General features: G+C 70.7%; 28 protein-coding genes and 1 tRNA gene. 19 read left to right on the top strand and 10 right to left on the bottom strand.

From position 1 onward, the window contains the following. The first annotated feature begins 26 nt into the window (after nucleotides 1-26). The 8 genes from eno (at nucleotide 27) to ACHAAC_RS01400 (ending at nucleotide 6,182) form a co-directional block, all read left to right on the top strand. Complete coding sequence (eno, locus tag ACHAAC_RS01435) at nucleotides 27-1,307, top strand: phosphopyruvate hydratase (protein ID WP_435714077.1); 1,281 nt, start codon at nucleotides 27-29, stop codon at nucleotides 1,305-1,307. Nucleotides 1,308-1,345: 38 nt separating this feature from the next. Then, a complete protein-coding gene (locus ACHAAC_RS01430; RefSeq protein WP_435714076.1) occupies nucleotides 1,346-1,900 on the top strand; it encodes an FtsB family cell division protein in 555 nt (184 codons plus the stop codon). Nucleotides 1,901-1,902: 2 nt separating this feature from the next. Further along, nucleotides 1,903-2,430, top strand: coding sequence for a DUF501 domain-containing protein (locus tag ACHAAC_RS01425; RefSeq protein WP_435714075.1), 528 nt, complete (start codon nucleotides 1,903-1,905; stop codon nucleotides 2,428-2,430). Further along, a complete protein-coding gene (locus ACHAAC_RS01420; protein WP_435714074.1) occupies nucleotides 2,427-3,161 on the top strand; it encodes an SIR2 family NAD-dependent protein deacylase in 735 nt (244 codons plus the stop codon). Before ACHAAC_RS01425 ends, ACHAAC_RS01420 begins: the two co-directional genes overlap by 4 nt. A gap of 9 nt (nucleotides 3,162-3,170) precedes the next feature. Further along, nucleotides 3,171-4,100, top strand: a complete 930-nt coding sequence (locus tag ACHAAC_RS01415) for a Ppx/GppA phosphatase family protein (RefSeq protein ID WP_435714073.1) — start codon at nucleotides 3,171-3,173, stop codon at nucleotides 4,098-4,100. Nucleotides 4,101-4,166: 66 nt separating this feature from the next. After that, a complete protein-coding gene (locus tag ACHAAC_RS01410) occupies nucleotides 4,167-5,084 on the top strand; it encodes a 2-hydroxyacid dehydrogenase (protein WP_435714072.1) in 918 nt (305 codons plus the stop codon). Nucleotides 5,085-5,188: 104 nt separating this feature from the next. Next, nucleotides 5,189-6,055, top strand: a complete 867-nt coding sequence (locus ACHAAC_RS01405; RefSeq protein WP_435714071.1) for an aldo/keto reductase — start codon at nucleotides 5,189-5,191, stop codon at nucleotides 6,053-6,055. A gap of 53 nt (nucleotides 6,056-6,108) precedes the next feature. Then, nucleotides 6,109-6,182 (top strand) — tRNA-Leu (locus tag ACHAAC_RS01400). A gap of 305 nt (nucleotides 6,183-6,487) precedes the next feature. On the opposite strand, the gene ACHAAC_RS01395 is transcribed toward ACHAAC_RS01400, so the two are convergent. Then, complete coding sequence (locus ACHAAC_RS01395; RefSeq protein ID WP_435714070.1) at nucleotides 6,488-7,015, bottom strand: sigma factor-like helix-turn-helix DNA-binding protein; 528 nt, start codon at nucleotides 7,013-7,015, stop codon at nucleotides 6,488-6,490. Next, on the bottom strand, nucleotides 7,012-7,221 hold the full coding sequence (locus tag ACHAAC_RS01390; RefSeq protein WP_435714069.1) for a type II toxin-antitoxin system HicA family toxin: 210 nt from the start codon (nucleotides 7,219-7,221) through the stop codon (nucleotides 7,012-7,014). Before ACHAAC_RS01390 ends, ACHAAC_RS01395 begins: the two co-directional genes overlap by 4 nt. A gap of 154 nt (nucleotides 7,222-7,375) precedes the next feature. Between ACHAAC_RS01390 and ACHAAC_RS01385 the strand changes: the two genes are divergently transcribed. Further along, entirely contained in the window at nucleotides 7,376-7,555 is a 180-nt protein-coding gene (locus ACHAAC_RS01385) for a hypothetical protein (protein ID WP_435714068.1), read from the top strand. Nucleotides 7,556-7,608: 53 nt separating this feature from the next. Further along, nucleotides 7,609-8,886 carry a uracil-xanthine permease family protein gene (locus ACHAAC_RS01380; protein WP_435714067.1) on the top strand — a complete coding sequence of 426 codons (1,278 nt, stop codon included), beginning with the start codon at nucleotides 7,609-7,611 and terminating at the stop codon, nucleotides 8,884-8,886. Between the two features lie 3 nt (nucleotides 8,887-8,889). On the opposite strand, the gene trmB is transcribed toward ACHAAC_RS01380, so the two are convergent. Next, entirely contained in the window at nucleotides 8,890-9,624 is a 735-nt protein-coding gene (gene trmB / locus ACHAAC_RS01375; RefSeq protein ID WP_435714066.1) for a tRNA (guanosine(46)-N7)-methyltransferase TrmB, read from the bottom strand. Nucleotides 9,625-9,659: 35 nt separating this feature from the next. Here trmB and ACHAAC_RS01370 point away from each other — a divergent pair, with 35 nt between their 5' ends. Together ACHAAC_RS01370 and ACHAAC_RS01365 are read left to right on the top strand one after the other, a co-directional pair. Next, nucleotides 9,660-10,247, top strand: a complete 588-nt coding sequence (locus ACHAAC_RS01370) for a DinB family protein (protein WP_435714065.1) — start codon at nucleotides 9,660-9,662, stop codon at nucleotides 10,245-10,247. Nucleotides 10,248-10,288: 41 nt separating this feature from the next. Further along, a complete protein-coding gene (locus ACHAAC_RS01365) occupies nucleotides 10,289-11,143 on the top strand; it encodes a Bax inhibitor-1/YccA family protein (protein WP_435714064.1) in 855 nt (284 codons plus the stop codon). Nucleotides 11,144-11,219: 76 nt separating this feature from the next. Here the strand turns inward: ACHAAC_RS01365 and ACHAAC_RS01360 are convergent, their stop codons facing one another. Next, on the bottom strand, nucleotides 11,220-12,134 hold the full coding sequence (locus ACHAAC_RS01360) for an SGNH/GDSL hydrolase family protein (protein WP_435714063.1): 915 nt from the start codon (nucleotides 12,132-12,134) through the stop codon (nucleotides 11,220-11,222). A gap of 86 nt (nucleotides 12,135-12,220) precedes the next feature. Between ACHAAC_RS01360 and ACHAAC_RS01355 the strand changes: the two genes are divergently transcribed. From ACHAAC_RS01355 to ACHAAC_RS01345, 3 genes are all read left to right on the top strand, one after another. Next, nucleotides 12,221-12,898 carry a tyrosine-protein phosphatase gene (locus ACHAAC_RS01355; RefSeq protein ID WP_435714062.1) on the top strand — a complete coding sequence of 226 codons (678 nt, stop codon included), beginning with the start codon at nucleotides 12,221-12,223 and terminating at the stop codon, nucleotides 12,896-12,898. Nucleotides 12,899-13,071: 173 nt separating this feature from the next. Further along, nucleotides 13,072-13,968 (top strand): pirin family protein, encoded by an 897-nt coding sequence (locus ACHAAC_RS01350; RefSeq protein ID WP_435714061.1) that lies wholly within the window; start codon nucleotides 13,072-13,074, stop codon nucleotides 13,966-13,968. Nucleotides 13,969-14,035: 67 nt separating this feature from the next. Continuing rightward, on the top strand, nucleotides 14,036-14,854 hold the full coding sequence (locus ACHAAC_RS01345) for an SDR family NAD(P)-dependent oxidoreductase (protein WP_435714060.1): 819 nt from the start codon (nucleotides 14,036-14,038) through the stop codon (nucleotides 14,852-14,854). A 120-nt stretch (nucleotides 14,855-14,974) separates the two neighbouring features. Here the strand turns inward: ACHAAC_RS01345 and ACHAAC_RS01340 are convergent, their stop codons facing one another. After that, the gene (locus ACHAAC_RS01340; protein WP_435714059.1) at nucleotides 14,975-16,963 is read right to left on the bottom strand and encodes a M13 family metallopeptidase; all 1,989 of its coding nucleotides are present in this window, start codon (nucleotides 16,961-16,963) and stop codon (nucleotides 14,975-14,977) included. 18 nt (nucleotides 16,964-16,981) lie between these two features. On the opposite strand from ACHAAC_RS01340, the gene ACHAAC_RS01335 reads away from it, so the two are divergent. Next, a complete protein-coding gene (locus ACHAAC_RS01335; protein WP_435714058.1) occupies nucleotides 16,982-17,824 on the top strand; it encodes a siderophore-interacting protein in 843 nt (280 codons plus the stop codon). A 79-nt stretch (nucleotides 17,825-17,903) separates the two neighbouring features. On the opposite strand, the gene ACHAAC_RS01330 is transcribed toward ACHAAC_RS01335, so the two are convergent. Further along, nucleotides 17,904-19,172, bottom strand: a complete 1,269-nt coding sequence (locus tag ACHAAC_RS01330; protein WP_435714057.1) for a DUF6716 putative glycosyltransferase — start codon at nucleotides 19,170-19,172, stop codon at nucleotides 17,904-17,906. A gap of 207 nt (nucleotides 19,173-19,379) precedes the next feature. Between ACHAAC_RS01330 and ACHAAC_RS01325 the strand changes: the two genes are divergently transcribed. Genes ACHAAC_RS01325 through ACHAAC_RS01315 form a run of 3 tightly spaced genes read left to right on the top strand, consistent with a single transcriptional unit; the run spans nucleotide 19,380 to nucleotide 23,029 of the window. Next, nucleotides 19,380-20,654: a cytidylyltransferase domain-containing protein gene (locus ACHAAC_RS01325; RefSeq protein WP_435714056.1), complete on the top strand. Its 1,275-nt coding sequence runs from the start codon at nucleotides 19,380-19,382 to the stop codon at nucleotides 20,652-20,654. Then, on the top strand, nucleotides 20,647-21,540 hold the full coding sequence (locus tag ACHAAC_RS01320; RefSeq protein WP_435714055.1) for an N-acetylneuraminate synthase family protein: 894 nt from the start codon (nucleotides 20,647-20,649) through the stop codon (nucleotides 21,538-21,540). Before ACHAAC_RS01325 ends, ACHAAC_RS01320 begins: the two co-directional genes overlap by 8 nt. Before the next feature lie 19 nt (nucleotides 21,541-21,559). Further along, on the top strand, nucleotides 21,560-23,029 hold the full coding sequence (locus ACHAAC_RS01315; protein WP_435714054.1) for a DUF6716 putative glycosyltransferase: 1,470 nt from the start codon (nucleotides 21,560-21,562) through the stop codon (nucleotides 23,027-23,029). A 7-nt stretch (nucleotides 23,030-23,036) separates the two neighbouring features. On the opposite strand, the gene ACHAAC_RS01310 is transcribed toward ACHAAC_RS01315, so the two are convergent. The 4 genes from ACHAAC_RS01310 to ACHAAC_RS01295 are packed head-to-tail and all read right to left on the bottom strand — an operon-like array spanning nucleotide 23,037 to nucleotide 26,399. Then, nucleotides 23,037-23,504, bottom strand: a complete 468-nt coding sequence (locus tag ACHAAC_RS01310) for an adenylyltransferase/cytidyltransferase family protein (RefSeq protein ID WP_435714053.1) — start codon at nucleotides 23,502-23,504, stop codon at nucleotides 23,037-23,039. Between the two features lie 29 nt (nucleotides 23,505-23,533). Next, a complete protein-coding gene (locus tag ACHAAC_RS01305; RefSeq protein WP_435714052.1) occupies nucleotides 23,534-24,529 on the bottom strand; it encodes a glycosyltransferase family 2 protein in 996 nt (331 codons plus the stop codon). A 44-nt stretch (nucleotides 24,530-24,573) separates the two neighbouring features. Further along, the gene (locus ACHAAC_RS01300) at nucleotides 24,574-24,825 is read right to left on the bottom strand and encodes a DUF6752 domain-containing protein (RefSeq protein ID WP_435714051.1); all 252 of its coding nucleotides are present in this window, start codon (nucleotides 24,823-24,825) and stop codon (nucleotides 24,574-24,576) included. Then, a complete protein-coding gene (locus ACHAAC_RS01295) occupies nucleotides 24,822-26,399 on the bottom strand; it encodes a methyltransferase domain-containing protein (protein WP_435714050.1) in 1,578 nt (525 codons plus the stop codon). The genes ACHAAC_RS01300 and ACHAAC_RS01295 overlap by 4 nt, the downstream gene beginning before the upstream one ends. Nucleotides 26,400-26,625 lie beyond the last annotated feature (226 nt).

Genomic DNA, 26,625 nt, shown 5'->3' with positions numbered 1-26,625 from the left:
CCATCCGACCCCCCGAGGAGCACGCAGTGGCACGCATCGAAGCCGTCGGAGCACGCGAGATCCTGGACTCTCGCGGCAACCCCACCGTCGAGGTCGAGGTCGCCCTCGACGACGGCACGATCGGGCGCGCCGCCGTCCCGTCCGGTGCCTCCACGGGCCAGTTCGAGGCCGTGGAGCTGCGCGACGGTGGCAAGCGCTACCTCGGCAAGGGCGTGCAGAAGGCCGTGGGCGCGGTCAACGGCAAGATCGGCTCGGCGCTGGCAGGGTTCGACGCCGACGACCAGCGCGCCATCGACGCCGCGATGATCGACCTCGACGGCTCGGACAACAAGGCCAAGCTCGGCGCCAACGCCATCCTCGGTGTCTCCCTCGCCGTGGCCAAGGCCGCCGCGGAGTCCGCCCGCCTGCCGCTGTACCGCTACGTCGGTGGCCCGAACGCGCACGTCCTGCCGGTGCCGATGATGAACATCCTCAACGGCGGCGCCCACGCCGACTCCAACGTCGACGTGCAGGAGTTCATGATCGCGCCGATCGGTGCGCCGACCTTTGCCGAGGCACTGCGCCAGGGCACCGAGGTCTACCACGCCCTCAAGGCCGTCCTGAAGGCCGACGGCCTGGCCACCGGGCTCGGTGACGAGGGCGGCTTCGCGCCCAGCCTGTCGTCCAACCGTGCCGCGCTGGAGCTCATCGCCCGCGCCGTGGACGACGCGGGCCTCACGCTCGGCACCGACATCGCCCTCGCGCTGGACGTCGCCGCCAGCGAGTTCCACGAGAAGGGCACCTACACCTTCGAGGGCGCGGGCAAGAGCTCCTCGGAGATGGCGGCGTACTACGAAGGTCTCGTCGACGACTTCCCGATCGTCTCGATCGAGGACCCGCTCGACGAGGAGGACTGGGACGGCTGGGCCGCCCTCACGGAGGCGGTGGGCGAGCGAGTCCAGATCGTCGGCGACGACCTGTTCGTCACGAACGTCGGCCGGCTCGGCCGAGGCATCGAGGAGGGGGCCGCCAACGCCCTGCTCGTCAAGGTCAACCAGATCGGCTCGCTCACCGAGACGCTGGACTCCGTCGAGCTGGCGCACCGGCACGGGTTCGCCTGCATGATGAGCCACCGCTCCGGCGAGACCGAGGACGTCACGATCGCCGACCTCGCCGTGGCCACCAACTGCGGCCAGATCAAGACCGGCGCCCCCGCCCGCTCGGACCGGGTGGCCAAGTACAACCAGCTGCTGCGCATCGAGGAGATGCTCGGCGGGGCCGGCGTCTACGCGGGCGCCTCCGCCTTCCCGAGGCTGCTCACGTCGTGAGCCCGGTCCTTTGAGCCCAGTCCGATGAGTCCAGTCCGATGAGCAGCCCGCGTCGACGCACCCGACCGCCGAGCCGGCGGCCGGGTGGCTCGGCGCGTCCGGGTCGCGGTCCGGGCGCGGCCCGCTCGGGTGGTGGCACTCCACCCGTCAAGGGCCGACGGGTCCCGCAGCTCACGACGCGTGCCGTGCTGCTGATGTCCGTGCTGCTCCTGCTGCTCGCCTCCTACACGTCGTCCCTGCACGCCTGGTGGCAGCAGCGGGGGGAGATCCAGGCCACCAAGGCCGAGATCGCCATGCGGGAGGCCACGATCGAGGAGCTCACCGACACCGAGGCGCGGTGGGAGGACCCCGCCTTCGTCGAGGCGCAGGCCCGACAGCGCTTCGGCTGGGTCATGCCCGGGGAGGTCGGCTACCGTGTCATCGGGGCCGACGGTGAGGTCCAGGGGGAGGCCCCCTCGCTGGCCGAGCCGCCCGATCCCGAGCAGCAGTCGTGGTACGACGCGCTGTGGGGAAGCACCCGCGAGGCGGGGGTCCCGCCGGACTCCAGCACGACGCCGCGACCCGATCCGGACGACGTGCTCGGGGACGACTGAGCATGTCCGCACCCACCGTCTCCCGTGCCGACCTCGACGCCGTGGCCGAGCAGCTGGGACGCCCCCCGCGCGGCACCGTGGAGGTCTCCTCGCGCTGTCCGTCGGGCCATCCGAACGTCGTCAAGACCGAGCCGCGGCTTCCCGACGGCACCCCCTTCCCGACGTTGTACTACGTCACCTGTCCGCGGCTCGCCGGCGCCATCGGCACCCTGGAGGCCTCGGGACTGATGGCCGACATGACCGCGCGTCTGGTCGAGGACGAGGAGCTGGCCACGCAGTACGCCGCCGCCCACGAGCACTACCTGCGCGAGCGGGAGGCGATCGGGCACGTGCCGGAGATCGACGGCATCAGCGCCGGGGGCATGCCGACCCGGGTCAAGTGCCTGCACGTCCTCGTCGGCCACAGCCTGGCCGAGGGGCCCGGTCTGAACCCGCTGGGCGACGAGGCCATCCGCCTGCTCGGTGACTACTGGGGCCACTCCGCCTGCGCCCCGGCCGGTGCGGCGACGTCCGGCACCGTCACGCCGTGACGATCTCGGTCCCCGACGACGTGCTCGACGTCCTCGCCGGCGCCGAGCGGGTCGCGGTGCTCACGGGCGCCGGGATGTCGGCCGAGAGCGGCCTGGCGACCTTCCGCGCCCCGGAGTCCGGTCTCTGGTACAGGTTCCGACCCGAGGAGCTGGCCACCCCGCAGGCGTGGGAGGCGGACCGGCCCCTCGTGTGGGCCTGGTACCAGTGGCGCACCGCACGCGTGCTCGGCGCGGAGCCGAACGCCGGACATCGGGCGCTGACCGGCTGGTCGGCGATCGACACCGTCATCACCCAGAACGTCGACGACCTGCACGAACGTGCCGGCAGCAGTGACGTCCTGCACCTGCACGGCAGCCTGCTCGCCCCGCGCTGCGAGGCCTGCGGCAGCCCTGCCACCACGCCGCCTCCGCCTGCAGACGTCCCCGAGCGGGTCGACCCGCCGCGCTGCGACGCGTGCGGTGCGGCCGTCCGTCCAGGCGTCGTGTGGTTCGGGGAGCAGGTCCCGGCGATCGACGCAGCGGTGGAGGTGGTCCGTCGATGCGACGCGCTGATCGTCGTCGGCACGTCCGGGTCGGTGCACCCCGCGGCTGGTCTCGCCGACCTGGCCCACGGGGCCGGCGCTGACGTCGTGGAGGTCAATCCCGAGGCCGACCCGGCCTCCGGCCACGTCGCGTGGCGCACGACGGCCGCCGTCGGCCTCCCCGCACTGGTGGCCGCGGTGGCTCGATAGGGTCGGTCCATGCCGGATGCCTGTCGCGTAGCCGCCATCGACTGCGGAACCAACTCCCTGAGACTGCTCGTCACCGACGTCCGGGGGGATCACAAGCAGGACATCGTGCGCGAGATGCGGGTCGTCCGCCTGGGTCAGGGCGTCGACGAGACCGGTCGGTTCGCCCCCGAGGCGCTGGACCGGACCCTGCAGGTCACGCGCGAGTACGGCGAGCTCATCGCCATGCTCGGCGCCACGCAGGTGCGCTTCTGTGCCACGTCGGCGGCCCGTGATGCCGAGAACGGCGACACCCTGCTGGACGGTGTCCGGTCCGTCCTCGGGGTGGACGTCGAGGTTCTCTCCGGTGACGCGGAGGCCGAGGCGTCCTTCCTCGGCGCCACGCGCGACCTCGTCGACGTCGAGACCCTCGTCGTGGACATCGGCGGCGGCTCCACGGAGCTCGTCACGGGCCGCAACCGCGAGGTGGCGTGGTCGACGTCGCTCGACATCGGCTCGGTCCGGCTCACCGAGCGTTTCCTGGACGGCGACCCCCCGCAGGTCTCGGAGATCTCTGACTGCATCGCCCACCTCGACGCGACCCTGGCCCCGGCCGTCGCCTCGCTGGGCGCGGTCGACTCCCTCGTGGGCGTGGCCGGCACCGTGACCACCGTCGCCGCGCACTCGCTCGGGCTGCCCTCCTACGACTCCGAGGCGATTCACGGAGCGCGGCTCAACGTCGCCGACGTCCGCCAAGCGTGCCTGTCGCTGGTGCAGATGCCGGTCGCGGACCGTCGTGCCCTGCCCTTCATGCATCCGGGCCGGGCCGACGTCATCGGTGCCGGCGCACTCATCCTGGATCGTCTTCTGGAGGTCCTGCCCCTGCAGGCGGACGACGTCACCGTCAGCGAGCACGACATCCTCGACGGCATCGCCTGGGGTGCGGCCGAACGAGCCTCCTGACCGGAGCGGCCGTGGCGCCACCCCGGGGGTGGTTCCTCGTGCGAGGCGGTGGGGAATGATCGAGGCATGACGTTGCGACTGAGCCTTCCCGATGAACCGACCCTCGCCCGGTACACCGACCTGACCGATGTCGAGCTCGTGCTGTGGGACTTCTCCACCCCGCCTCCCGACGGCCCGTCGATCGACCTGGCGGTCCGGCCGTACGTCCTGAAGGGCGACCTGTCCGTCCTCGACGCCGATCAGGTGCAGGCCGTCCAGTCACAGTCCCTCGGCTACGACGACGCCGTCGGCAACGTCCCGGACGGCATCTCGTGGTGCAACGCCGTCGGCGTCCACGAGGGCCCGACCGCCGAGATCGCCATCGCCTTGATGCTCGCGGCGCAGCGCGGTCTCGACGACTTCGCCCGGGCGATGCCCGAGGGGAGCTGGGAGCAGGTCCCGATGCGGCCCGGCCTGCTGGGCGCGCGGGTCCTGCTCGTCGGCTACGGCGGAATCGGCGCCGAGCTGTACCGCCGCCTGGACGGCTTCGGTGTGGAGGTCACTCGCGTGGCCTCGCGCGCCCGGAGCGACGAGCACGGCGACATCCACGGCGTCGACGAGCTGCCGACGCTGCTGCCGGACGCGGACATCGTGGCCGTGGCCGTGCCGTACGGCGACTCCACCCACCATCTGGTGGACGACGCGTTCCTCTCCGCGATGGCCGAGGGGGCACTCCTGGTCAACGTTGCGCGCGGCAAGGTGGCCGACACCGACGCGCTCGTGCGCCACGCGGCCAGCGGACACGTGCGGATCGCGTCCGACGTCTTCGACCCCGAGCCGCTGCCGGCGGACCACCCGCTGTGGACGACCCCGGGGGTGCTGGTCTCGCCGCACGTCGGCGGTGCCGTCACCACGTGGGCGGACCGGGTGGAGACGCTGGTGCGGCGACAGGTCGCCCACCTGCAGGCGGGCGAGGCCCTGGAGTGCGTCGTCGACGTGTCCTGAGTCCCCCTCGCCGGCTCACGGCCGGGTCGCGGTCCCACCACCGACCCCGCACGATGGAAGCAGAGCCCGGCGGCAGCACGTGCCGCCCCGACCGGAGGAGAACCGTGCAGCAGCGCACCATCGCCGATGTCACCGTCAGCGCGATCGGCCTCGGCGGCATGCCGATGTCCATCGAGGGCCGCCCCGACCGGGACCGAGCCGTCGCCACGATCCACGCCTCCATCGACGCCGGGGTCAGATTCATCGACACCGCCGACGCCTACCACCGCGACGCGGGCGAGGTGGGGCACAACGAGGAGCTGATCGCGCAGGCGCTGCACTCGCACCCCGCCGGCAACGACGTCCTGGTGGCCACCAAGGGCGGGCACCTGCGTCCCGGAGACGGCTCGTGGACGACGAACGGCCGCCCCGAGCACCTGAAGCAGGCCGCCAAGGACTCCGCCCGCCGGCTGGGCGTCGAGGCCGTCGGCCTCTACCAGTTCCACCGGCCCGACCCGGAGGTCCCGTACGCGGAGTCCGTCGGCGCCCTCGCCGACATGCTCGATGAGGGCGTCATCCGCGCTGCCGGCATCTCCAACGCCGACGTCGCGCAGATCGACGAGGCGCAGGAGGTGCTGGGCGGGCGGCTCGCCTCGGTGCAGAACCAGTTCTCGCCGGCGTTCCTGTCCAGCCGCGACGAGCTGGAGCATTGCGCGCGGCTCGGCGTCGCCTTCCTCCCGTGGAGCCCGTTCGGCGGCATCAAGAGGGCCGGCGACCTCGGCACGGACCACTCCGCCTTCCAGGAGGTGGCCGACGCCCGCGGCATCAGCCCCCACCAGGTGGCGCTCGCCTGGCACCTCGCCCAGGCACCGGTCGTGGTCCCGATCCCGGGTGCGTCCCGCCCGGAGTCCGCCACGAGCTCCGCCGAGGCGTCCGACGTCGAGCTCACTGCCGATGAGCTGCAGAGGATCGAGTCCGCGCTCGACGCCTGACCTGTACGCACGGCCGCCGCGGCCCCGGCCCGGAGAACCTAGGCTGGGGCCGCGCTCCCGTAGCCCAATCGGCAGAGGCAGGCGGCTTAAACCCGCCCCAGTGTGGGTTCGACCCCCACCGGGAGCACACCCCTTCGGACTGCATCGCTGCAGGTCAGAGGCATGTTCAATCGTGAACGGGAGGCCGAAATCGGCCCGGTGGTCACGAAGCGGTCACAGAGGCTCACAGCTGCGGCCTTCCGTAGCGGCGATGAAGACGTCCCAACGTCAACGGCGCGCTCGATGGCGACTACTTGTCCCGTGAGGTCGCCCGCCTGGTGACCCACCAGCTCGAGGCCGACATGGGTGGGGCCGTGCTTCCAGGATGACCTACAGCCCAGGCTCGTCAGAGAGTCGCAGGGCGAGCGGGGCGTTCTGTCGTTCACCCGCGGTCTACGTCGAGACCTTCGACCCATCTGAGAGGTAGGCGGCCGCATCCGCAGCTTCCTGGTGAGCCAGGTCTGCCGCGCGCTTTCGCTCCGAGGCGACCGCCCGCGCGCTGTCGAGCTCCTTGCGGGCCTCGGCCAGCGTCTCCTTGAGCCTGTCTTCGGCACCATGGAGCAACTGTGAGACTCGACCGCGGGAGACGCCGAGAATCGCTGCCATGTCGGTGACGCTCAGGCCTTCAGTGCGGAGCCTGAAGGCGACGGTACGGATTTCGCGAGCTGCGGCGAGCTGGGCTGCCGCCGCGGCGTCGGCGGCCGCTCGCGCTGCGGTGACCTCGGCCTCGAGGCCGTCGAGCTGAGGAACGATGGAAATCACCGCATCGGTGACGTCACGGTCGTGGAGGGTCTCGAGGTACGAGCGGACTTGGTCGCGGGCCTTGTCGAGAGTGCGGACCTGGGTGACGCCTTCGCCGTCGATGTGAAGTTCCCATCCCTCGGCCCAGCGGCGGGCTTCGACCCTGTAGGACTCGCTCACTGCAACCACCCCTTCGGTAGGCACTTCATCTTCTTGATGGTGTCGCCGACGGTGCCTGGTGAGACGGTGCCGGGCTTGGTGACGACGGCGATGTGCTGGCCGCACGGGCAGTACCACTTCTCGTGGTCGCCCTTGCCTGGCTTCGATCGGCACCCGTGGGCGCTGAGGGCCTTGGCGACCTCGCGGTACTCCATCGGCTTAGCCATCACTATATTTTAGGCCCCCTAGATAGTCAATGTCAAGGGGGGCTAAACGCCTGCTGGCGGGCTCTGCTCGCCGTCTCTCCCTCGGCCGATCGTCGGTCCGGTCCGGTCGAAGGGCTGATGCTGCGCCCGGGGGGCGTGGCCTACCGTCAGGGGCATGAACGCGATCGCCCACCTGTCCATCGGCGGCCTGCTCATCATCGTCGGGCTGGTCCTCGTCCTCGGCTTCGCCGACGCGGAGTTCCTGTGGTTCACGGGGCGTCCGCTCGGCGTCGTGATGGCCGTCCTCGGCGTCTTCGACGTCTACCAGGGGTTCCGGGCCCGACAGGAGGAGTGAGCGACCGGGACCCCCGCTACCGAGTGGCGCGAGCGATGCGCCACTCTTCTGCCATGGGCTGGCAGCTGCACGGGGACGGACGCAACGTCGACGAGGGCGCGATCGTCGCCCCGCACGAGCGGCTCAGCTGGCCGCGAACCATCGGCTTCGGCGCGCAGCACGTCGTGGCGATGTTCGGCGCGACCTTCCTCGTGCCGATCATCACCGAGTTCCCCCCGTCGGCCACGTTGTTCTTCTCCGGCGTCGGCACACTGCTCTTTCTCATCATCACCCGCAACCGCCTGCCCAGCTACCTGGGCTCGTCCTTCGCCTTCATCGCCCCCATCACGGCGGCGACGGCGGCCGAGTCGACCGGGGCCGCGCTGTTCGGCATCCTCGCGGTCGGTGTGCTGCTGGCCCTCATCGGCGGGCTCGTGATGCTCACGGGCACCGGCTGGATCGACGCGCTCATGCCACCGGTCGTGGCCGGGTCGATCGTCGCGCTCATCGGGTTCAACCTCTCCGGCGTGGCGACCGGCAACGTCCAGCAGGCCCCGTGGACGGCCATGGTCACCCTCGTGGTGGTCCTGCTGGCGGCCGTCGTTTTCACCGGGCTGCTGGCCCGGCTTGCGATCGTCGTGGGCGTCGCCGCGGGATACGTCTTCGCGGTGATCGCCGGGTCGATCGACTTCCGGACCGTCAGCGACGCCGCGTGGATCGGTCCGCCGGACTTCGGCACTCCCGAGGCCTCGTGGGCGGTCGTGCCGGCCTTCCTGCCGGTCGTGCTGGTGCTCGTGGCCGAGAACGTCGGTCACGTCCGCAGCGTCGCCCACCTCGCAGGGGACGACTCGATCAACCGGCTCACCGGCCGGGCGCTGCTCGCCGACGGCCTGGCGACGACGATCGCCGGCGCCGGTGGTGGCTCGGGCACCACGACGTACGGCGAGAACATCGGCGTCATGGCCGCCACGAAGGTCTACTCCACGGCCGCCTACTGGGTGGCCGGCATCGTGGCCATCGGTCTGGGCCTGTCGCCCAAGGTTGGCGCACTCATCAGCACCGTCCCGCCGGGTGTACTCGGCGGTGTGACGGTCGCGCTCTACGGGCTGATCGGCATCATCGGCATCAAGATCTGGATCGACAACGGTGTCGACTTCTCCCGTCCCGTCAACCAGTTCACCGCCGCGGTGGCGCTCGTCATCGGCATCGGCGACCTCACCCTCTCGGCGGGGAGCATGGAGTTCACCGGCATCGCCCTGGGCTCGGTGGCCGCCGTCGTCGTCTACCACGCGATGGCGCAGATCGAGCGGCTGCGAGGCGGTCGCCCGCAGGACCGCACCGCGGGTTCCTGACGCTCAGGCCCTGACGGGGACGGCCCGCAGGTCGTGGATCTCACGCCCCGCGTCGATCCCCTTGGCCTCGAACTTGGTCACCGGCCGACCGGCGAACCGCTCGCACCGACCACCGTCGACCGCGTCCGACTCGGCGATGACGCGCTCCATCTGCTCGGCGTAGTCCGCCCAGTCGGTGGCCAGTCGCCACGTGCCGTCGGGCTCGAGGGCCCGGGCCACGAGGCGGGTGAAGGGCACCGAGACGAGCCGACGCTTGTGGTGCCGCAGCTTGGGCCACGGGTCCGGGAACCAGGTCCGCACCTCGGCGACGCCGTGCTCGGGCAGCCACGTGGCGAATGCCTCGGGGGCGTTGACCACGGCCATCCGGACGTTCGCGAGGCCGAGACGACGGATCATCATCAGCGCCTGGGCGACACCGGGTGTCCAGACCTCCAGGCCGAGGAAGTCGACGTCGGGGCTCTCGGCGGCGGCGGTGCACAGCGCGTCCCCACGCCCCGTGCCGATCTCCACGACGAGGGGTGCGGACCGGCCGAACGTCGCGACGAGGTCGAGGTGGGCGTCCAGGGCGACCGACGTGCTCGCACCGTCTCGCGGCACGTCGACGACGAAGGCCTCGGCCAGGTCGTCCCAGGCCGCCTGCTGGCGCTCGGACAGGCGAACCCCGCGTCGGGCGAAGGACACCGGCGACTGGCGGTGGCCCGTGGCAGGATCTCGACGACTGTCGGCAGCGTGCTCCATGGCCCGAACCCTAGTGCGCCGCCACCATCGTCCCCATGGCGATCACCCCCGACACCAAGGACTGGACGTGGGTCCTCTCCGAGCGCTGCCCCGACTGCGGCCTGGCGGCCGGTGACGTCCCGGCCATGGAGGTGGGTCCCCGGCTCCTGGCGTCGGTCCCGCGGTGGCGGGCGGTGCTGGCGCGGCCGGACGTCGCACGCCGCCCCGACCCGGCCACGTGGTCGGACCTGGAGTACGCCTGCCACGTCCGCGACGTCCTGGCCCTCTTCGCGGAGCGTTTCCGGCTCGTGCTGGAGCAGGACGATCCGCTGTTCCCCGACTGGGACCAGGACGAGACGGCCGTGGAGCGCGACTACGCCGGCCAGGAGCCGTCCGTCGTGGCCGAGGAGCTGGCAGTAAGCGCCGACCGTGCGGCCCACGTCCTCGGGTCGGTCCGGGGGGAGCAGTGGGAGCGTCCCGCACGCCGCAGCAACGGCTCGACCTTCACGCTGCGGACGCTGGCCCAGTACGCGCTGCACGACGTCGTGCACCACGAGGTGGATGTCCGAAGCCGAAGGTCGTTGCATGGTGAAACCACAGAAGTTCGGGAGCAAAACGGGGCGCCCGTGCGTTATGTAGAGTGAGGTCACACTCGACTTCGCAGGACTGATTCCCGGAGGGAACCATGCAGAGCAAGAATCCCGTTTTCGCCCGTTCGGAGGGGTTCAACGGTCGCGGCAGCACCGCCACCGCCCCGGCCGACTGGAAGGTCGATCTCGACGGTGGCCAGGGCACGTCCCACGCACCGGTGGGCACGACCGGGTCCGCCTCGATGACCGTCTCCAGCGTGATCGAGAAGACCGCCATCACCCTCGGTCTGGTCGTCGTGGCCGCTGCCGCGACCTGGTTCGTCATCGGGGACCTCGATCCCAACAGCCCCGACGCCGACCGCAACCTCGCCATGCTCGGCGTGCTGGCCATGGTGGGTGTCTTCGGTGGCTTGGCGCTGTCGCTGGTCAACTCCTTCAAGAAGGTGGTCAGCCCGCCGCTGGTGCTGGCCTACGCCGCCGTGCAGGGCATCTTCGTCGGCGCGTTCTCCAAGGCGGTTGCGTTCTACATCGTCGGTGACCCGTCGATCGTCTTCCAAGCCGTCCTGGCCACGTTCGTCGCCGCCGGCGCCACTCTGGCTGCCTACAAGTTCTTCAACATCCAGGTGACCGCGAAGTTCCGCAAGGTGATGATGATCGCGCTGGTCAGCGTGTTCGGCATCATGATGGCCAACTTCGCGCTGAGCATGTTCGGAGTTCTCGAGCAGGGCGGCCTCCGCGGCTTCAACACCCTCGGACTCGTTGTCTCGATCGGCCTCGCGGTGCTGGCCATCTTCACGCTGGTCATGGACTTCGACATGGTCGAGCGCGGCGTCGAAGCCGGTCTGCCCGAGCGTGAGTCCTGGCGTGCGGCCTTCGGCCTGACCGTGACGCTGGTCTGGCTCTACATCGAGCTGCTGCGCATCCTGGCGATCTTCTCCAGCGGCGACTGACCTCGGCGCGCTGCTGCGCAGAAGAACGGCCGGTCCTCCCTCGGGAGGGCCGGCCGTTCGTCGTGTCGGGGGAGGCTCAGTCGCGGCCGCGGCGCAGCACCCGGGCCCAGCGGCCCTGGCGGCTGACCTCCGTGCCGGGACGCCGGCCGGCACGCTCGGCCGCCTCGGTCAGCGAGACCGAGCCGGCACCGCCGGAGTGCGCGACGGCGAAGTCACGGTTGCGCTCGCGCCATGCGGCCGCCATTGACGGCACCAGGACCGAGACCATGTTGGCGTAGCCGGTCTCGGAGGGGTGGAACCGGTCCTCGCCGAACATGATGTCCGAGCGTTCGGCGAACAGGTCGCCCAGCAGGCCACCGAGGGAGACGGCCCGGCCCCCGGCGCGCACCACGGCGATGGTCTGCCTGCGGGCGAGAGCGCGGCTCTTGCGGCGGGCCAGGTAGCGCAGCGGCTGGGGGATCGGTTCCACCGAGCCCAGGTCCGGGCAGGTGCCCACCACCACGAGGGCGTCCGCGGCCACCAGGCGCGTCACGGCAGCGCCGAGCAGTCGGGTGGAGACGTAGCTCGGCATCCGGTGGGTCACGTCGTTGGCGCCGATGACGATCATCACCAGATCGGGCTCGTGCTCCAGGCCGGCGTCGATCTGCTCGCGCAGGTCGGCCGTCGTCGCCCCCACCACGGCCTCGGAGCGGACGTCGATGGGGCGGTCCAGCACGTGGGCGAGGCCGATGCCGACCATCGCGGGGGGCGTGGCGTCGGCGGTGTGCATGCCGTACCCGACGGCGGCGGAGTCACCCAGCACGAGCACACGGAGCGGGGCACCGGGAAGGTCGTCGCCGTAGACCCCCTCGGCCCGGGGTGGCCGCTCGTCGGTCATCCCGATCGCGCGCTTGGCGATGAGGGCCTGGGTGATGAGGACTCCTTGGTACCCGGTGAGGACGGCACCCCCTCCGGCGGCAGCCTGCAGGGCCGCCTTCTTGATGACAGGCATGCGGCCAGTGTAGGAAACCTCGCCCACGCGGCCGCACCAGAACGGCCTCGGACGAGGTGTGGGTGCTCACACCTACGATGGCGTTCGTGCTTGTCTCGATCCCCAACCTTCGCGACGTCGGTGGCCTGCCCGCCCTGGACGGCTCGGTCGTCAATCACGGCCGGTTGCTGCGCAGCGCCCTGCCGCTCCCCGATGACGTCGTGCCCGACCACATCGCCTGGCCCCCCGCCGTGGTCATCGACCTGCGCTCACCCGTGGAGGGTGCCGAGGACCACCCGCTCACGGGGCTGGGTCCGCGGCTGGTGAACCTGCCGCTCATGCAGTCCCTGCGACCGGGCTGGATGAGCGACTCCACCCTCGCGGACCTGTACTCCCTCGTCCTGGACGACGCCCCGCACCTGCTGGTCCGCCTGGTGCGGGAGGTTGCGGCTGCCGATGGCGCCGCGCTCGTGCACTGCGCGGCGGGCAAGGACCGTACCGGCATCTCGGTGGCCCTGGTCCTCAGCCTGCTCGGGGTCGACGCCGAGCACATCGAGGCCGACTACCTGCGCACCCGGGAGTCGCTGGAGGAGATCGCCGCCAGGTTGCGGCGCGACGAGGCCGCCCACCCGATCAACCCGGTCTTCTTCGCCGTCGACCTGGCGGCCCTGCGGGTCCCGCTGGAGCGCTGGAGCATCCACCCCGGTGGCGCCGCGGGCTGGTTCGAGTCCGTCGGTGGCACCCGGGCCGACGTCGAACGGCTCCGCGAGCAGCTGCTCGGCTAGGGCGGACGTGCCCCAGCCTGGTCAGCTCGTGGCCAGGGCCTGCAGCGCGCCGCCGGTGAGGCGGTGCGGGACCTGGCCGGTCACTCGGTCTCTCGGTCGGCCGGGGGCGAGCTCGGGCAGGTCCATGACCTCGAGACTCATCCGGGCGGTGGGGCGCGACCTACAGTGTGTGCATGGCCTCGGACCAGCTGCTCCCCTCCCGTGACGTCCCCCTCGGGGGCGTGCGCGGCCTCACCGTCCACCGGACACTGCCCCAGCGGGAGATCCCCACGATCGGGGCATGGTGCTTCGTGGACCACTTCGGGCCCACGACGGAGCCGATGCAGGTGCTGCCGCACCCGCACATCGGCCTGCAGACGGTGACGTGGCCCATCGCCGGGACCATCCGGCACCGAGACAACCTGGGCAGCGACGTCGTGCTGCGGCCGGGGGAGCTCAACCTCATGACCTCCGGTGCCGGCGTCTCCCACTCCGAGTTCTCCGTGGGTGACCCGGAGGCTCCGATGCACGGCATCCAGCTGTGGGTGGCGCTGCCGGATGCCACCCGTGCCGGGCCGGCGGACTTCGAGCACGTCACCGAGCTGCCGCGTGTCGAGGGCGAGTCCTGGACCGGCATCGTCATCGTGGGGGCCCTCGCGGGTGGGTCCTCGCCCGCGCGCACCCACACGCCGCTCGTCGCCGCCCAGCTCTCCGTGAAGGGGGGACGGGCGACGATTCCCGTCGACCCGGCCTTCGAGCACGGCGTCCTCGCCGTCGACCAGGAAGTGACGGTCGAGGGCAGCGACGTGCACCACCGTCAGCTGCAGTACCTGGCGCCCGGGCGCGACAGCATCGAGGTCGAGTCCGACATCGACGCCACCCTCCTGCTGATCGGCGGGGAGCCGTTCGAGGAGGAGCTGGTGATGTGGTGGAACTTCATCGGCCGCACCCACGAGGAGATCGCCGCCGCGCGCGCCGACTGGGAGGACGCGGCGGACCGCTTCGGCACGGTCGAGGGACATGGTGGCCGGGTCATCCCCGCACCACCCCTGCCGCAGGTCCGGCTGACACCTCGACGACGCGGGGCTTGAGCACGGAGGCTGGGCCGGTGTAGCCTCTCGTTCGGATACCGTCGGTATCTGGAATGAGAGGATCGTCATGACCCACTTCACCGGCAAGGTCGCCGTCGTCACCGGGGCAGCCTCCGGCATCGGTCGCGCCCTCAGCGTCGAGCTGGCCCGTCGCGGGGCCCGGCTGGCCATCAGCGACGTCGACACCGTCGGCCTGGCCGAGACCGAGCGGCTCGTGACGGCCCTCGGCGTCGAGGTCAAGGCAGAGTTTCTCGACGTCGCCGAGCGCGAGCTGCTGGTGCAGTATGCGGCGGACGTCGCAGCGCACTTCGGCCGGGTGAACCTGGTCTTCAACAATGCCGGGATCGCCTACACCGGCAGCGTCGAGGAGATGTCCTTCAAGGATCTGGACCGCGTCATGGACGTCGACTTCTGGGGCGTGGCCAACGGGACCAAGGTCTTCCTGCCCCACCTCATCGATTCCGGCGACGGACACGTCGTCAACATCTCCAGCCTCTTCGGCCTGCTTTCCGTCCCCAGCCAGAGCGCCTACAACGCCGCCAAGTTCGCCGTGCGTGGCTTCACGGAGTCCCTGCGACAGGAGATGATCCTGTCCGGGCACCCCGTGAAGGTCACCTGCGTGCACCCCGGTGGCATCGCCACGAACATCGCCCGGAACGCCGACCAGGCGGACGGGCGCGACCACGACCGGCTCGCGTCGTCCTTCGACAAGCTCGCCCGCACCAGCCCGGAGAAGGCCGCGGACGTCATCCTGCGGGGCGTCGAGAAGGGTCGCGCCCGCGTGCTCATCGGCGCCGATGCGAAGGCCCTCGACGTGCTCGTGCGCCTCACCGGGTCCGGCTACCAGGGACTCGCGGCCAGGTTCAGCCGCCGCAACGGGCTCTGACGTCGCCCCGCTCTGCCGGTTTACCACGGTCCCGTGGCAAGGACGCACTTCCCGCGGGAAGTTTCCCTGGGGAAGTGCTGGTTTCCCACGGGGCCGTGGTCAATGAGCACGGCCAGTCCGTCACCAGATCGTGACGCGCTCGGCCGGGTCCAGCCACAGGGCGTCGCCCTCGGCCACGTCGAACGCGTCGTAGAAGGCGTCGATGTTGCGCACGACCTGGTTGCAGCGGAACTCCGGCGGCGAGTGCGGGTCGATCGTCAGGCGTCGGACCGTCTCGGCCGGGCGGACCTTGCCCTGGTAGACCTGCGCCCACGCGATGAAGAACCGCTGGTCCGGGGTCAGCCCGTCGATGTCCGGCTCCTCTGAGGCCGTGCCAGCTTCCTGCCTGGCGATCCGGAAGGCACGGTAGGCGATGCCGAGCCCACCGATGTCGCCGATGTTCTCGCCGATCGTGAGTGAGCCGTTGACGGTGTGGTCGTCCGCACCGTCGGGGGTCAGCTCGTCGTACTGGGAGACGAGCGCGCTGGTGAGCTGGTCGAACGCCTCGCGGTCCTCGTCGGTCCACCAGTTGCGCAGCGCCCCGGTGCCGTCGTACTGCGAGCCCTGGTCGTCGAACCCGTGCCCGATCTCGTGCCCGATGACGGCGCCGATCGCGCCGAAGTTGACGGCGTCGTCGGCGTCGGCGTGGAAGAACGGCGGCTGCAGGATGGCGGCCGGGAAGACGATCTCGTTCATCGTCGGGTTGTAGTACGCGTTGACGGTCTGCGGCGTCATGTACCACTCGTCGCGGTCGATGGGGGAGCCGATCTTGGCGAGCTCGCGGTCCATCGCCACGGCGAGGGCGCGCTGGGCGTTGCCGAGCAGGTCCGTGCGGTCGGTCTCCAGCGCCGAGTAGTTCTTGAACTCCTGCGGGTGCCCGATCTTGGGCGTGAACGCCTCGAGCTTCTCCAGCGCCTTGGCCTTGGTGGTCTCGCTCATCCACGACAGCTCGGAGATGCTGCGGCGGTAGGCCTCGATGAGATGGGCGATGAGCTCGTCCATCCGGGCCCGGGACGTCTCGGGGTACTCGCTGCGCACGTAGATGCGGCCCACGGCCTCGCCCATGCTCGACTCCACGAAGCCGACTCCACGCTTCCACCGCGGACGCAGCTCGTCGGTGCCCGAGAGCGCCTTGCCGTAGAACTCGAAGTTGGCGGCGACGAAGTCCTCAGTGAGGTACGGCGCCGCGCTGTGCACCAGGTTCCAGCGCAACCAGTCACGCCACGCGGGGAGGTCGTCGTCGGTGAGCAGGCCCTCCAGGCCCTCGAGGAAGGACGGCTGTGCCAGGACGACCTCGGTGAGAGCGGCGTCAGGGATGCCGGCCGCCCGCGCCCACGCCGTCAGGTCGAAGGACGGGACGAGTGCCTGCAGGTCAGCCAGCGACGTCAGGTTGTAGGTCTTCTGGGCGTCCCGGCACGCGACCCGGTCCCAGTGGTGGGCGGCGATGCGCGTCTCGAGATCGAGGACGCGCTCGGCGCGGCTCGCCGCGGACTCCTCGCCCTCGCCGTCCAGCCCGGCGAGGGTGAACATCGTGCTCAGGTGCTCGGTGTAGGCGGCGCGGACCTCGGCGAAGTCGTCGTCGGTGTAGTACGACTCGTCGGGCAGTCCGATGCCGCCCTGGACGGCGTGCATGACGTAGCGGTCGGGGTTGCCGCGGTCCGGAGCGATGTACAGGCCGAGGACACTGTCGGCGCCTGAGCGCTCGAGCCGGCCCAGCGTCTCGACGAACGCCGGGATGGAGCCGATGCGGTCGATGCTGGCGAGGTCCTCGGTGAGCGGCGTCGCACCGAGCCGCTCCACCCGCTCGGTGTCCATGAAGCTCGCGTAGAGGTCGCCGATCTTGCGTCGCTCGTCGTCATCGGAGGCCGGCTCGTCGCGGCAGGTCTCGATGATGGTGCGGACGATCTCCTCCGCGGCGTCGACCAGGGTCACGAACGCGCCGGCGGTGGCGCGGTCGGGCGCGATGGAGGTCGTCTTCAGCCATGGTCCGTTGACGTGGCGGAAGAGGTCGTCCTGCGCGCGGACGGACGGGTCGAAGGCACTGGTATCGATGGGGGGGCGCTGGCTCACCCGGTTAGGCTACCCATCGTGTCGAAGAACCGTCCCGCGCGCCTGAGCGTGCTGCGCAGCCTCCAGCTCACCCCCGTGATGCGGCGCCTGGTGCTCGGCGACGTCGCCGGTACGACGGACGGGTTCGACGCCTTCGCCGCAGGGTGGGAGGGCTGGACCGACTCCTACGTCAAGCTCGTGTTCCTGGCTGCCGGGCACGAGTACCCCAGCCCGCTCGACCTCGCGGTGGTGCGGGAGACGATGCCCGCGGAGACCTGGCCGATCCTGCGGACCTACACCGTGCGCCGCTTCGACCCCGCGGCCCGCGAGATCTGGGTCGACTTCGTCGTCCACGGCGACGAGGGCGTCGCGGGTCCGTGGGCTGCACAGGCCGAGCCGGGCGAGACCATCCACGTGCGTGGTCCCGGTGGCGCCTACCGGCCCGATCCCGCGGCGGATCATCACCTGTTCGTCGGCGACGAGTCCGCCCTGCCCGCGATCGCTGCATCGGTCGAGGCGCTGCCGGCGGGGAGCGGCGCGACGGTGTTCCTGGAGGTGGCCGGGCCGGAGGAGGAGCAGGACCTCCTCAGCGTCGCCGCGCTGGACGTCCACTGGCTGCACCGTGGGGGCGCCGCGCCGGGCTCGACGTCCCTGCTCGATGACGCCGTGCGGGGCTGGGACTGGCCGGCGGGCCGGGTGCAGGCGTTCGTGCACGGCGAGGCGGGACTGCTCAAGACCGTCCGCCCGCACGTCATCACCGATCGGGGCGTGGCACGCTCCGACGCCTCCGTCTCGGCCTACTGGCGCCGCGGCGACACCGAGGAGTCGTTCCGGACCTGGAAGTCCCAGCAGAGCGACCCCATCCTCCGCCCCGGCCCCTGACCGAATTTTGTGAGCTTCTGCACCCAACATCGGTGCTGTCACCCGTGTTGGGTGCAGGAGCTCCCAAAATTCGGGGTCGTCAGCCCAGGGGGCGGTGCTCGCGCCACCAGTGGCGGACCGGCTTCTGCACGGCCGGGGGTGTCCACTCGAAGCCGACGTGCACCGCGGTGCCCTTGAGCAGGCCATGGTTGGCCCGGCGCCGGGCCAGGATCGACGTGGCGCCGGCCGTCTGGGCGCCACCGCGAGCGCGATGCAGGGCGCGGGCGCTCTGCAGGTACGGCGATGCCAGGGCTTGACGGGAGGGCCGCTCCCCGGCCGTCAGCAGCTCCTCGACGCGGTCCACCACGGCCACCGACGGGGGACGGTCCCGGCCACCGAACCAGCTGTCCAGCCAGGCCGGCGACGGTTCGCCGAGGTCGTCGGCGTCGATCTGGTCGAACGTTCGCAGCAGCCCGGAGTCCAGGAAGACGTGGTTGCCGTGCCGCTCGTGCACCCCGAGATCCAGCACGAGCGCGACGCGGCAACCGTGGTCGACCGCCTCCAGGCACGCCGTCGAGGACATCGTCACCAGCAGGTCCGTCGTCGCCAGCAGCTCGGCCACGGGTCGGTACTCGATGCCGAAGTTGGCGGGAAGATCCTCGCCGCGGAGCAGATCCTCGGGGTGGTGGTGCATGCGGTGGAACGTGCCCTCGCCCGGTCGGTGCCGGGGCTTGAGCAGCACCCGGCGGTCGGGATGACGGCGGGCGTGCTCGACGAGCCGCCGGTAGACGTGCAGCCGGTCCACGGCCGCGTCGGGAACGGTGGGCTGGTCGGTGAACAGCACCGTGCGGATCGGCCCGGTCCGCTGCGGTGCCGGCTGGGTGGACAGGATCGGCAGCCCGGAGAGCACCAGGTTGTCCGTGCCGAGTCCGAGCGTCGTGGCGACCTCCCAGAACTGGCGCAGCTCGTGCGCGGCGTTGACGGCGACGACGTCGGCGGCGCTGCGGTCCAGGTAGCCGGCCATCGGACGCTCGGTGATGACGCCGACCCACCCCGCCACCACCACGGGACCTGCGTCGGCACCGACCCGGTCGGCGAGCTCGAGCGTGAACCGACGTACGTACGGCCCGGACAGCGCGTGCACCACGACGTCGTGCTCGAGGGCGAGGCCGACGAGGTCGTCGGCGGGCACGAGGTCGACGAGGTCGATGCCGGTGGCGGCGACCTGCCCGGCGGACAGCGTCGCCATCTCCCGCGGCGCGACGACGCGGCACGCGTACCCGCGCGAGCGCAGCTCCTCCCACAGCGCTGAGGCCCACTTCAGCTGGGAGTCGAAGGCCGCGACGATCAGAGCGGTCGAGGTCGTCACGACCGGCACGCTAGTCCTCCGGACGTGCGGAGCCGAGGCCTCGAGACAGCTCGACATGACAGTTGCGCCGGCGTTCGCCCGATGGTCGCCGACCGGACCCCTGCAGGTCGTCCACGGCCCGGGCGAGGCTCGCGGTCTCCTGACGTTCGCCGTGACGAGGACGACCGTTCACCAGCCGGTCGAACGCGCTCCCTAGCGTCACGAGCCATGACCCCGCACCACGCCACGACCCCTGCCCGGACGCCGACCACCGCGGTCCGCGCGCGCCCCGAGGCACCCGTGGCCGACGTGTGCGTGATCATCCCGGCCCGCGGCGGCTCCAAGGGCGTCCCGCGCAAGAACCTCCGGCTGCTCGGCGGTGAGCCACTGGTGGCACGCGCCGTTCGCACCGTGCTGGGGGCGCCGGGGGTCGACGGCGTGGTGGTCTCCACCGACGACGCCGAGATCGCCTTCGCCGCGCGGACGGCCGGCGCACGCGTCGTGGACCGGCCCGAACGTCTGGCCGGCGACCTGGCGAGCTCGGAGTCGGCGATCCAGCACGCGCTCGGGCGCCTGGCCCACCACGGCCCCGTGCCGACCGTCATCGTGCTGGTCCAGGCCACGAGCCCCTTCATCGACCCCGGCGCCCTCGGTCGGGCGATCAGCGCGGTGCGGGCCGGCGAGTGCGACGTCGCGTTCAGCGTGACCCGCAGCCACGGCCACCTCTGGCGTCATGGCGCCGACGGCCCGGAGGGCGTCAACCACGACGTTGGCCGTCGCCAGCGTCGCCAGGATCGTGAGCCGCAGATGGAGGAGACCGGCGCCTTCTACGTCATGCGCACCGACGGGTTCCTCGAGCACGGCCACCGCTTCTTCGGCCGCCTGCGGATGGTCGAGGTCGACGCACGCGATGCGCTGGAGATCGACTCCGAGCACGACCTGCGCCTGGCCGAGGAGCTGCTCCTTCGCCGCGAGGCCGAGGGCACCGACACGGCCGCCGCCCCGATCGCGGCGCGCGCCGTGGTGACCGACTTCGACGGCGTCCACACCGACGACAGCGTCCGCGTGGACTCCGCCGGTGTGGAGTCCGTGATCGTCAGCCGCTCCGACGGCATGGGCGTCGCCCGGCTGCGTCGCTCCGGGCGTCCCGTGCTCGTCCTGTCCACCGAGACCAACCCCGTGGTCGACGCCCGAGCGAACAAGCTCGGCGTGCAGGCCATCACCGGGTGCTCGGACAAGCTCACGGCCCTGCGCGAGTGGGCCTGTGAGCACGATGTCGGCCTGCACGACATCGCCTACCTCGGCAACGACGTGAACGACGTCGAGTGCCTGGCCGCCGTGGGCTGGCCGGTCGTACCGGCCGACGCCCACCCTGCCTGCCGCGTCTTGGCACGTCACGTGCTGAGACGTCCGGGGGGACAGGGGGCGGTGCGAGAGCTCGCAGATCGCGTGCTCTCGCCGGAGCAGGACCTGACCACACAGGAGGGATCGGATCATGGCTGAATGGGTGAAGATCGGTGAGCAGATCGTCGGGCGTCGCCGTCCGACGTACGTCATCGCGGAGATCGGCATCAACCACAACGGGGACGTGGCCATCGCCAAGGAGCTGATCGACGTGGCGGCCGCGGCGGGAGCCCAGGCCGTGAAGTTCCAGAAGCGGACCCCGCACATCTCCACGCCGGAGGACATGCGGCACACGATCCGGCAGACCCCGTGGGGCGAGATGACCTACCTGGACTACCGCTACCGCGTGGAGCTCGAGCGCGACCAGTACGCCGAGATCGCCGACCATGCCGATGCCCGCGGGGTCGACTGGTTCGCCTCGCCGTGGGACGTGCCGTCGGTGGAGTTCCTGGAGGACCTGGACGTCTCCTGCCACAAGGTCGCCTCGGCCTCGGTCACCGACCTGGAGATGCTGGTGGCGCTGCGGGCCACCGGCAAGCCGATCATCCTCTCCACGGGCATGAGCACGCTGGAGGAGATCGACCGTGCCGTCGAGGTGCTGGGGACCGAGCAGCTCGTCATGCTGCATGCGACCTCGACGTACCCGTTGCCGGCCGAGGAGGCCAACCTGCGGGTGATCCACACGCTGCAGGAGCGCTACGGCGTGCCCATCGGCTACTCCGGCCACGAGCCCGGACTGGAGATCTCCGTCGCGGCGGTCGCCCTGGGCGCGGTCGCCGTGGAGCGTCACGTCACCCTGGACCGGGAGATGTGGGGCTCGGACCAGGCGGCCAGCCTGGAGCCTCAGCCGTTCATCGATCTCGTCCGGGACATCCGGGTCGTGGAGAGGGCGCTCGGCGACGGGGTCAAGAAGATCATGCCGGGCGAGCTCAAGCCGATGGCGCGACTGCGTCGGCACACGGATCCGGTGAGTGCCGCGTCATGACCGCAGGGGTGAGGACCTCATGAGCAGCGGCACCGTACGGGTCCTGGTCCTTGCGGACACCGACTCCTACGTGAAGTGGGGGGCAGCGCTCGCGGACCACTTCCCGCGCGCCTGGGACGTGGAGCTGGTGCTCGCCCGGAGCACCGCGATGCCGAGCTCGGCCCAGCTGGCGGACGCGTTGGCGGGGACAAGCCAGCCCGGTCGGGACCTTCCGGTCGTCGGTCTGCAGGACCTGCGCCGGCGTCTGGAGACCGACACCCCCGACGTTCTCGTCCTTGCGGCCCGCGGCTGGACGGTGCAGGCGGCCGTCTCGGTGGTGGAGAACGTGCCGACGCGCCCGGTGATCGTCACCGGCCTGCCCGGCGTGGGGGTGCCCGTCCTGCCGTACGGCCTGGGCTTTCGTCGCGCCGCGGACGTCTTCGTGGTGCACAGCCACCGCGAGGTGCGCGAGTTCGGCCATGCGGCCGAGCAGCTGGACCTGCCGAACCACTTCGCACTCGCGCGGCTGCCGTACCTGGACAGGCCGTCGCGACGAGGCTCGATCAGCCGTGGCGGTGGCGACCGGGAGGGCCCTCTCGTCTTCGCGTCCCAGGCGCTGGTACCGGCCACCCACGCCGAGCGGGTGCACCTGGTGGAGCAGCTGGCGGCGGTGGCGCGCGCCGGGCCGCACCGGGAGGTCGTGGTCAAGGTCCGTGCTCGGGCAGGGGAGACGCAGACCCACCACGAGCAGTTCCCGTTCGAGGCGATCGTCGAGTCGCTGCCGCACCGGCCTCCCAACCTCGTGGTCCGCTCCGGACCGATGCACGAGTACCTCGCCGAGGCGAGCGGCTTCGTCACGGTGAGCTCCACGGCGCTGCTGGAGGCCGTCGCCGCAGGGGTGCCGGCCCTGGCCCTGGACGACTTCGGGGTGGGTGTCTCTCAGATCAATCTCGCCCTTCGGGGCAGCGGGCTGCTCGGCTCCGGCGCGAGCCTGCGTGCCGGTCGGTTCGGCTCCCCCCGGCCCGAGTGGTGCGCGGACAACTACTTCCACGAGCCGGCGGATGACACGTGGCTGACGCAGGTGCACGCGCTGGTGCGTCGGCGCCGGACCGAGGGCCTGCCGGCCTACGCCGAGCTCTCGGGCTCCTGGCGCAACGGGTTCCGTGAGGTGCTCTACCGGCACTTCGCGTTCGCGGACGGCTCCAGCACTCCCGACGACCGCAGCCCAGTGGCCGCCATGGCCGAGCGTCAGGTCGCTCTCGGGGCGCTGTGGCTGAACCAGCGACGATCCCGACTGCTCAGGTCCGTCCTGGCCTCCGCCCGCGGCGCGGCGGCCAGGGAGTTCGCTGCGCAGAACGCTCGCACCGCTCCGGGACAGGACGAGGCGCTCTCGGCGAAGTCAGTCGCGCCGGAACCACAGGACGCACCCTCGCGACTGGCGCCGTCGAAGGAGCCCGTCGCGGACAAGGAGCCGATGTCGGCGCAGGAGGCGTGCCTGAGGGTCTCGTGAGGTCGGCTCAGCGCAGGCCGCGGTAGTTGTCGACGACCTGCTGCAGGGTGTCGAGCGCCTCCCGGACGCGATCGACGTCGAGCGACACGGGATCGGACAGCTGCTCCTTGAGCTTCGTGCTGGAGATGCCGTCGGTGCGGTCGAGGTAGCGGATCTCGCACAGGTCGGACAGGTCGTCGAACTTGCCCTGCCAGTCCGAGCCCATCGCGAAGACGTCGACCCCGTGGTCGATGAGGTCCTGGCGCTTCTGCTCCCAGCCGTTCTCGGGGATCACCTTGTCGACGTGACGGACGGCCGAGACGATCTCGGCCCGGTCCGCATAGGAGATGATCGAGGTCTTGCCCTTGAGGGCGTTGAACTCATCGGTCGAGACGCCCACCACCAGCTCGTCGCCGAGCTCCGCGAGACGGCTGAGCAGCCGCACGTGGCCGATGTGGAAGAGGTCGAAGGTCCCGTACGTCAGAACGGTGGTCATGGGGCGCACCTTTCGTGCAGCAGGGTGTCCTAGCGCGGGTCGAGCGAGGAGGGGAGCCGCTCCACCGGCTTGAACTTTCGGCCATTCAGCAGCGCACGGCGGATCCGGCGGCGCAGCGGCTTGGGCACGTCGCCCTGGCGCATCTTCAACGTGACCCAGCGCAGGTAGTTGAGCCAGGAGACCCGACCCTCGTGGATCCAGCGGAAGGAGGACTGGTTGCGTACTCCGTACTCGAACTTCCAGACGTTCTGCTCGTTGATCTGGCCGTAGTTGACGCCGCGGTTCTCACCAGGCATGTCGTGGATCGCGTAGCTGTCGAGGACCTGGATCCCGGCCAGGCCGCTGCGGGCACTCAAGCGCTTGGTGAACTCCTTGTCGTCGAACCAGATGAAGTACTCCGTCAGTGGCAGCCCGTGCTCCTCGACGGTCCAGCGAGGGAACAGCGCCGAGACGAACGTGCACTCGTTGACCTTGACGGCGTTGTACCCGTGCACGTGATAGCGCGGCCAGTCCCACGTGGTGACGGCCTCGTTCATCTCGCACAGGTTGCCGTCGATGTACTTGATCACCGAGCACGCGAAGGGCACCCGGTCCCGGCGCGGCTCGTCGGATGCTCCGGGTCCCTCGAGACCGACCCGCTCCTCGCGCCGCGACTGCTCCTCGTTCCTGACCCATTCCTCGACGGCCGCGTGCTCCTCGAGCAGCCGGCGCAGAGCCTCCGGCTCGGGGTAGCAGTCGTCGTCCATGACCCAGAAGAAGTCCGCCCCCAGCTGGTAGGCGCGCTCCATGCCTGCGGAGAACCCTCCGGCACCGCCGGTGTTCTCGGTCAGTGACAGCACGTGGACGTCCTCGTCACCGGCGATGGTCCGCAGGTACTCGTCGGTGCCGTCGGTGGAGGCGTTGTCGACTATGACGATCGTCCTGGGTGGAAGGTCGGACGCCCGGATCGCTGCGATGCCCTTCTGCAGCTTCTCGAGACGGTTGAAGGTCACGACGACGGCCGCGACGTGGGAATCCTGGATCACGTGTGGGGTGCTCGCTCTTCGCAGTTCGGTGGTGTGGGTGATGGTCAGTCGGAGGTCCGGCCGGCGAGCCGGTTCTCGACGATGTCGGTGAGCTCGACCAGGCGGATGTTGTCGCGGCGGGTCTCGTCGACCTCCGCCTGCAGCTCCTTGACGAGGTCTCGGAGCTCGGCCACGTCCTCTTGCAGGTGGGTGACTGCTCTTGCCCGCCGTGACCAGCCGTGGGACCGGGCGGTGCGCAGGCGGTTCATGGCTCCGGGGGAGACCCGGTTGCCGACGGCGGTGATCTTCTCTCTCATTCCGTCTCCGTCCTCGTCGAGGCGATGTCGGCGAAGTCGATCATGTACGTCGCGCGTTCGACGTCGCGGGGGTTGTCAGCCAGGGCCCTCACGGTCGCGGCTCTCAGGCCGAACGGCTCTGTCTCGGCCGCGATCGTCTCGAGCTCGAGGTGCCACGTCGTGGGGTCGGCGAACGTCACGTCCGGTGCGTGCTGGGCGTCGACGAGGGCGACGGCGCGACCGCCGGCACGGACGACCTGCCGGACGACTCGCCAGGCGTTGGCACGCCCGTGGTGCCCCAGGCGCTCGAGGAGGTGATTGGCCAGGAGGTGCACCGGGCGGTCGGCGCGGGCGATGACCTCGAGCACGTCGGCGACCTCGCGCAGGTCGATGAGGTTCGCCCGGTGCCAGTCGACGCCGTCGCTGCCACTCTGCCGTGCCCGTGCGATCGCTGCGGGGGAGTAGTCGAAGGCCTGCACCCGCCGGCCGTGCTGTGCGAGGTGTTGCGCGATCGATCCGGCGCCGCACCCCAGGTCGATGACGATGTCGCCGTCCGACGTGCTCGCCAGAAGGTGGTCCGCGGCGCGTAGATCGGCTGGATCGTCCACGTCCTCACTCGCGGTGTAGTGCTCCTCCCAGAAGTCACGCTGGAAGTTGTAGGACCCGAAGCAGCTCTGGAAGCGTCGGGCGGTCGCGCGGGGGGTGCGCAGCTTGTAGCCGGGCAGCGGTGTCCGCCAGTTCTCGTCGTAGTTGACGACCAGCCAGTCCTCCGGGACGGCGGGGGCGGGGTAGAGGCGTGCCGCGAGCTCGACCGTGGAGAACGGGGTCATCGACGAGCGAGCCAAGGGACCACGGACGTGGAACGGCTGGTTGATCTGACCGTCTTGCGTGTAGAAGGCCGTGAAGATGTCGATGTAGGTGTCGACCGTGCCGTCGTCGGTGCGGAACGTGATCTGCAGATGGGTGTTGCTGTGCTTGACGATCTCGTATCCACGGCTGGTGAGCTCGTCGGTCAGCCGGGAGTTCTCCAGGGAGATGTCGACGGGGTGGGAGTGCTCACTCAAGTAGGCGATGTCGGCGTCGTCGTCGTGCGAGAGGATCTCGCCAGACCGGACGGCTCCAAGCAGCGTGCCCCCGACGACGAACGGCTTGAACTCCAGCTCCTGCAGCAGCGCGATGAGGATGTCGAGCCGGTCCAGCAGACGGGTGCGCATGCCCTCCTCGGACCCGGAGAAGGTCTTGCCCAGGCGCCCCCACTTGTTCATCGCGACGTGACGCCCGAGGGCGTCCACCACCTCGATGGGATCTTGGCTGTCCCCAAGGTGGACGTCGGCGGTCCACAGCGTGGTGCCGGCCGCGGAGTCGACGACCTGCACGTGGGCGGTGCCGTCGAGGAAGGGGACGAGCGGCCCCGGCCACGGGTGCTCCAGCTGTTCACGCTTGGAGAGGTCGGAGACGAGGTCGATGGACCAGACGCGGTGCCCGTTGAGGATGACGTCGAGCGAGCTGACCGAGGCAGGTGCACGGCCAGGGAGCCTGATGGCGACATCGTCGACGTGCAACCTTCCGCGTGACGCAGTCTCGATCGTTGTCATCTCCTGGCCCTCACCTGTCCTCGACACTCGGTATACGTTGCCAGCCAATTCTAGTCATGTTCATCTCCCGTTCTCCGTGTCGTCGCGAAACCCTGCGTGCTCATGGCGCTGGAGCCCCCGTTTCGGGCACGTCGATACGGAGAAGAACCGGGGTTGGGGTGGCCCGGGACATGGCAGGGCTCGGAGGATCGGGTGACCATCGCTTTGCTTGGGTGCCCTCATGAGC

This window comes from Aeromicrobium sp. CF4.19 (assembly GCF_051262555.1).
GTDB lineage: Bacteria > Actinomycetota > Actinomycetes > Propionibacteriales > Nocardioidaceae > Aeromicrobium.
This window is presented reverse-complemented; position numbering and strand designations above follow the sequence as displayed.

What these genes read in the sequence shown, in the direction of transcription:
- ACHAAC_RS01385 (WP_435714068.1), top strand. Translation starts at nt 7,376, where the DNA reads ATGAACGCGATCGCCCACCTGTCCATCGGCGGCCTGCTCATCATCGTC.
- ACHAAC_RS01300 (WP_435714051.1), bottom strand. Translation starts at nt 24,825, where the DNA reads ATGAGAGAGAAGATCACCGCCGTCGGCAACCGGGTCTCCCCCGGAGCC.
- ACHAAC_RS01360 (WP_435714063.1), bottom strand. Translation starts at nt 12,134, where the DNA reads ATGCCTGTCATCAAGAAGGCGGCCCTGCAGGCTGCCGCCGGAGGGGGT.
- ACHAAC_RS01310 (WP_435714053.1), bottom strand. Translation starts at nt 23,504, where the DNA reads ATGACCACCGTTCTGACGTACGGGACCTTCGACCTCTTCCACATCGGC.
- trmB (WP_435714066.1), bottom strand. Translation starts at nt 9,624, where the DNA reads ATGGAGCACGCTGCCGACAGTCGTCGAGATCCTGCCACGGGCCACCGC.
- ACHAAC_RS01370 (WP_435714065.1), top strand. Translation starts at nt 9,660, where the DNA reads ATGGCGATCACCCCCGACACCAAGGACTGGACGTGGGTCCTCTCCGAG.
- ACHAAC_RS01320 (WP_435714055.1), top strand. Translation starts at nt 20,647, where the DNA reads ATGGCTGAATGGGTGAAGATCGGTGAGCAGATCGTCGGGCGTCGCCGT.
- ACHAAC_RS01425 (WP_435714075.1), top strand. Translation starts at nt 1,903, where the DNA reads ATGTCCGCACCCACCGTCTCCCGTGCCGACCTCGACGCCGTGGCCGAG.
- ACHAAC_RS01415 (WP_435714073.1), top strand. Translation starts at nt 3,171, where the DNA reads ATGCCGGATGCCTGTCGCGTAGCCGCCATCGACTGCGGAACCAACTCC.
- ACHAAC_RS01430 (WP_435714076.1), top strand. Translation starts at nt 1,346, where the DNA reads ATGAGCAGCCCGCGTCGACGCACCCGACCGCCGAGCCGGCGGCCGGGT.
- ACHAAC_RS01295 (WP_435714050.1), bottom strand. Translation starts at nt 26,399, where the DNA reads ATGACAACGATCGAGACTGCGTCACGCGGAAGGTTGCACGTCGACGAT.
- ACHAAC_RS01390 (WP_435714069.1), bottom strand. Translation starts at nt 7,221, where the DNA reads ATGGCTAAGCCGATGGAGTACCGCGAGGTCGCCAAGGCCCTCAGCGCC.
- ACHAAC_RS01365 (WP_435714064.1), top strand. Translation starts at nt 10,289, where the DNA reads ATGCAGAGCAAGAATCCCGTTTTCGCCCGTTCGGAGGGGTTCAACGGT.
- ACHAAC_RS01345 (WP_435714060.1), top strand. Translation starts at nt 14,036, where the DNA reads ATGACCCACTTCACCGGCAAGGTCGCCGTCGTCACCGGGGCAGCCTCC.
- ACHAAC_RS01325 (WP_435714056.1), top strand. Translation starts at nt 19,380, where the DNA reads ATGACCCCGCACCACGCCACGACCCCTGCCCGGACGCCGACCACCGCG.
- ACHAAC_RS01350 (WP_435714061.1), top strand. Translation starts at nt 13,072, where the DNA reads ATGGCCTCGGACCAGCTGCTCCCCTCCCGTGACGTCCCCCTCGGGGGC.
- ACHAAC_RS01380 (WP_435714067.1), top strand. Translation starts at nt 7,609, where the DNA reads ATGGGCTGGCAGCTGCACGGGGACGGACGCAACGTCGACGAGGGCGCG.
- ACHAAC_RS01410 (WP_435714072.1), top strand. Translation starts at nt 4,167, where the DNA reads ATGACGTTGCGACTGAGCCTTCCCGATGAACCGACCCTCGCCCGGTAC.
- ACHAAC_RS01315 (WP_435714054.1), top strand. Translation starts at nt 21,560, where the DNA reads ATGAGCAGCGGCACCGTACGGGTCCTGGTCCTTGCGGACACCGACTCC.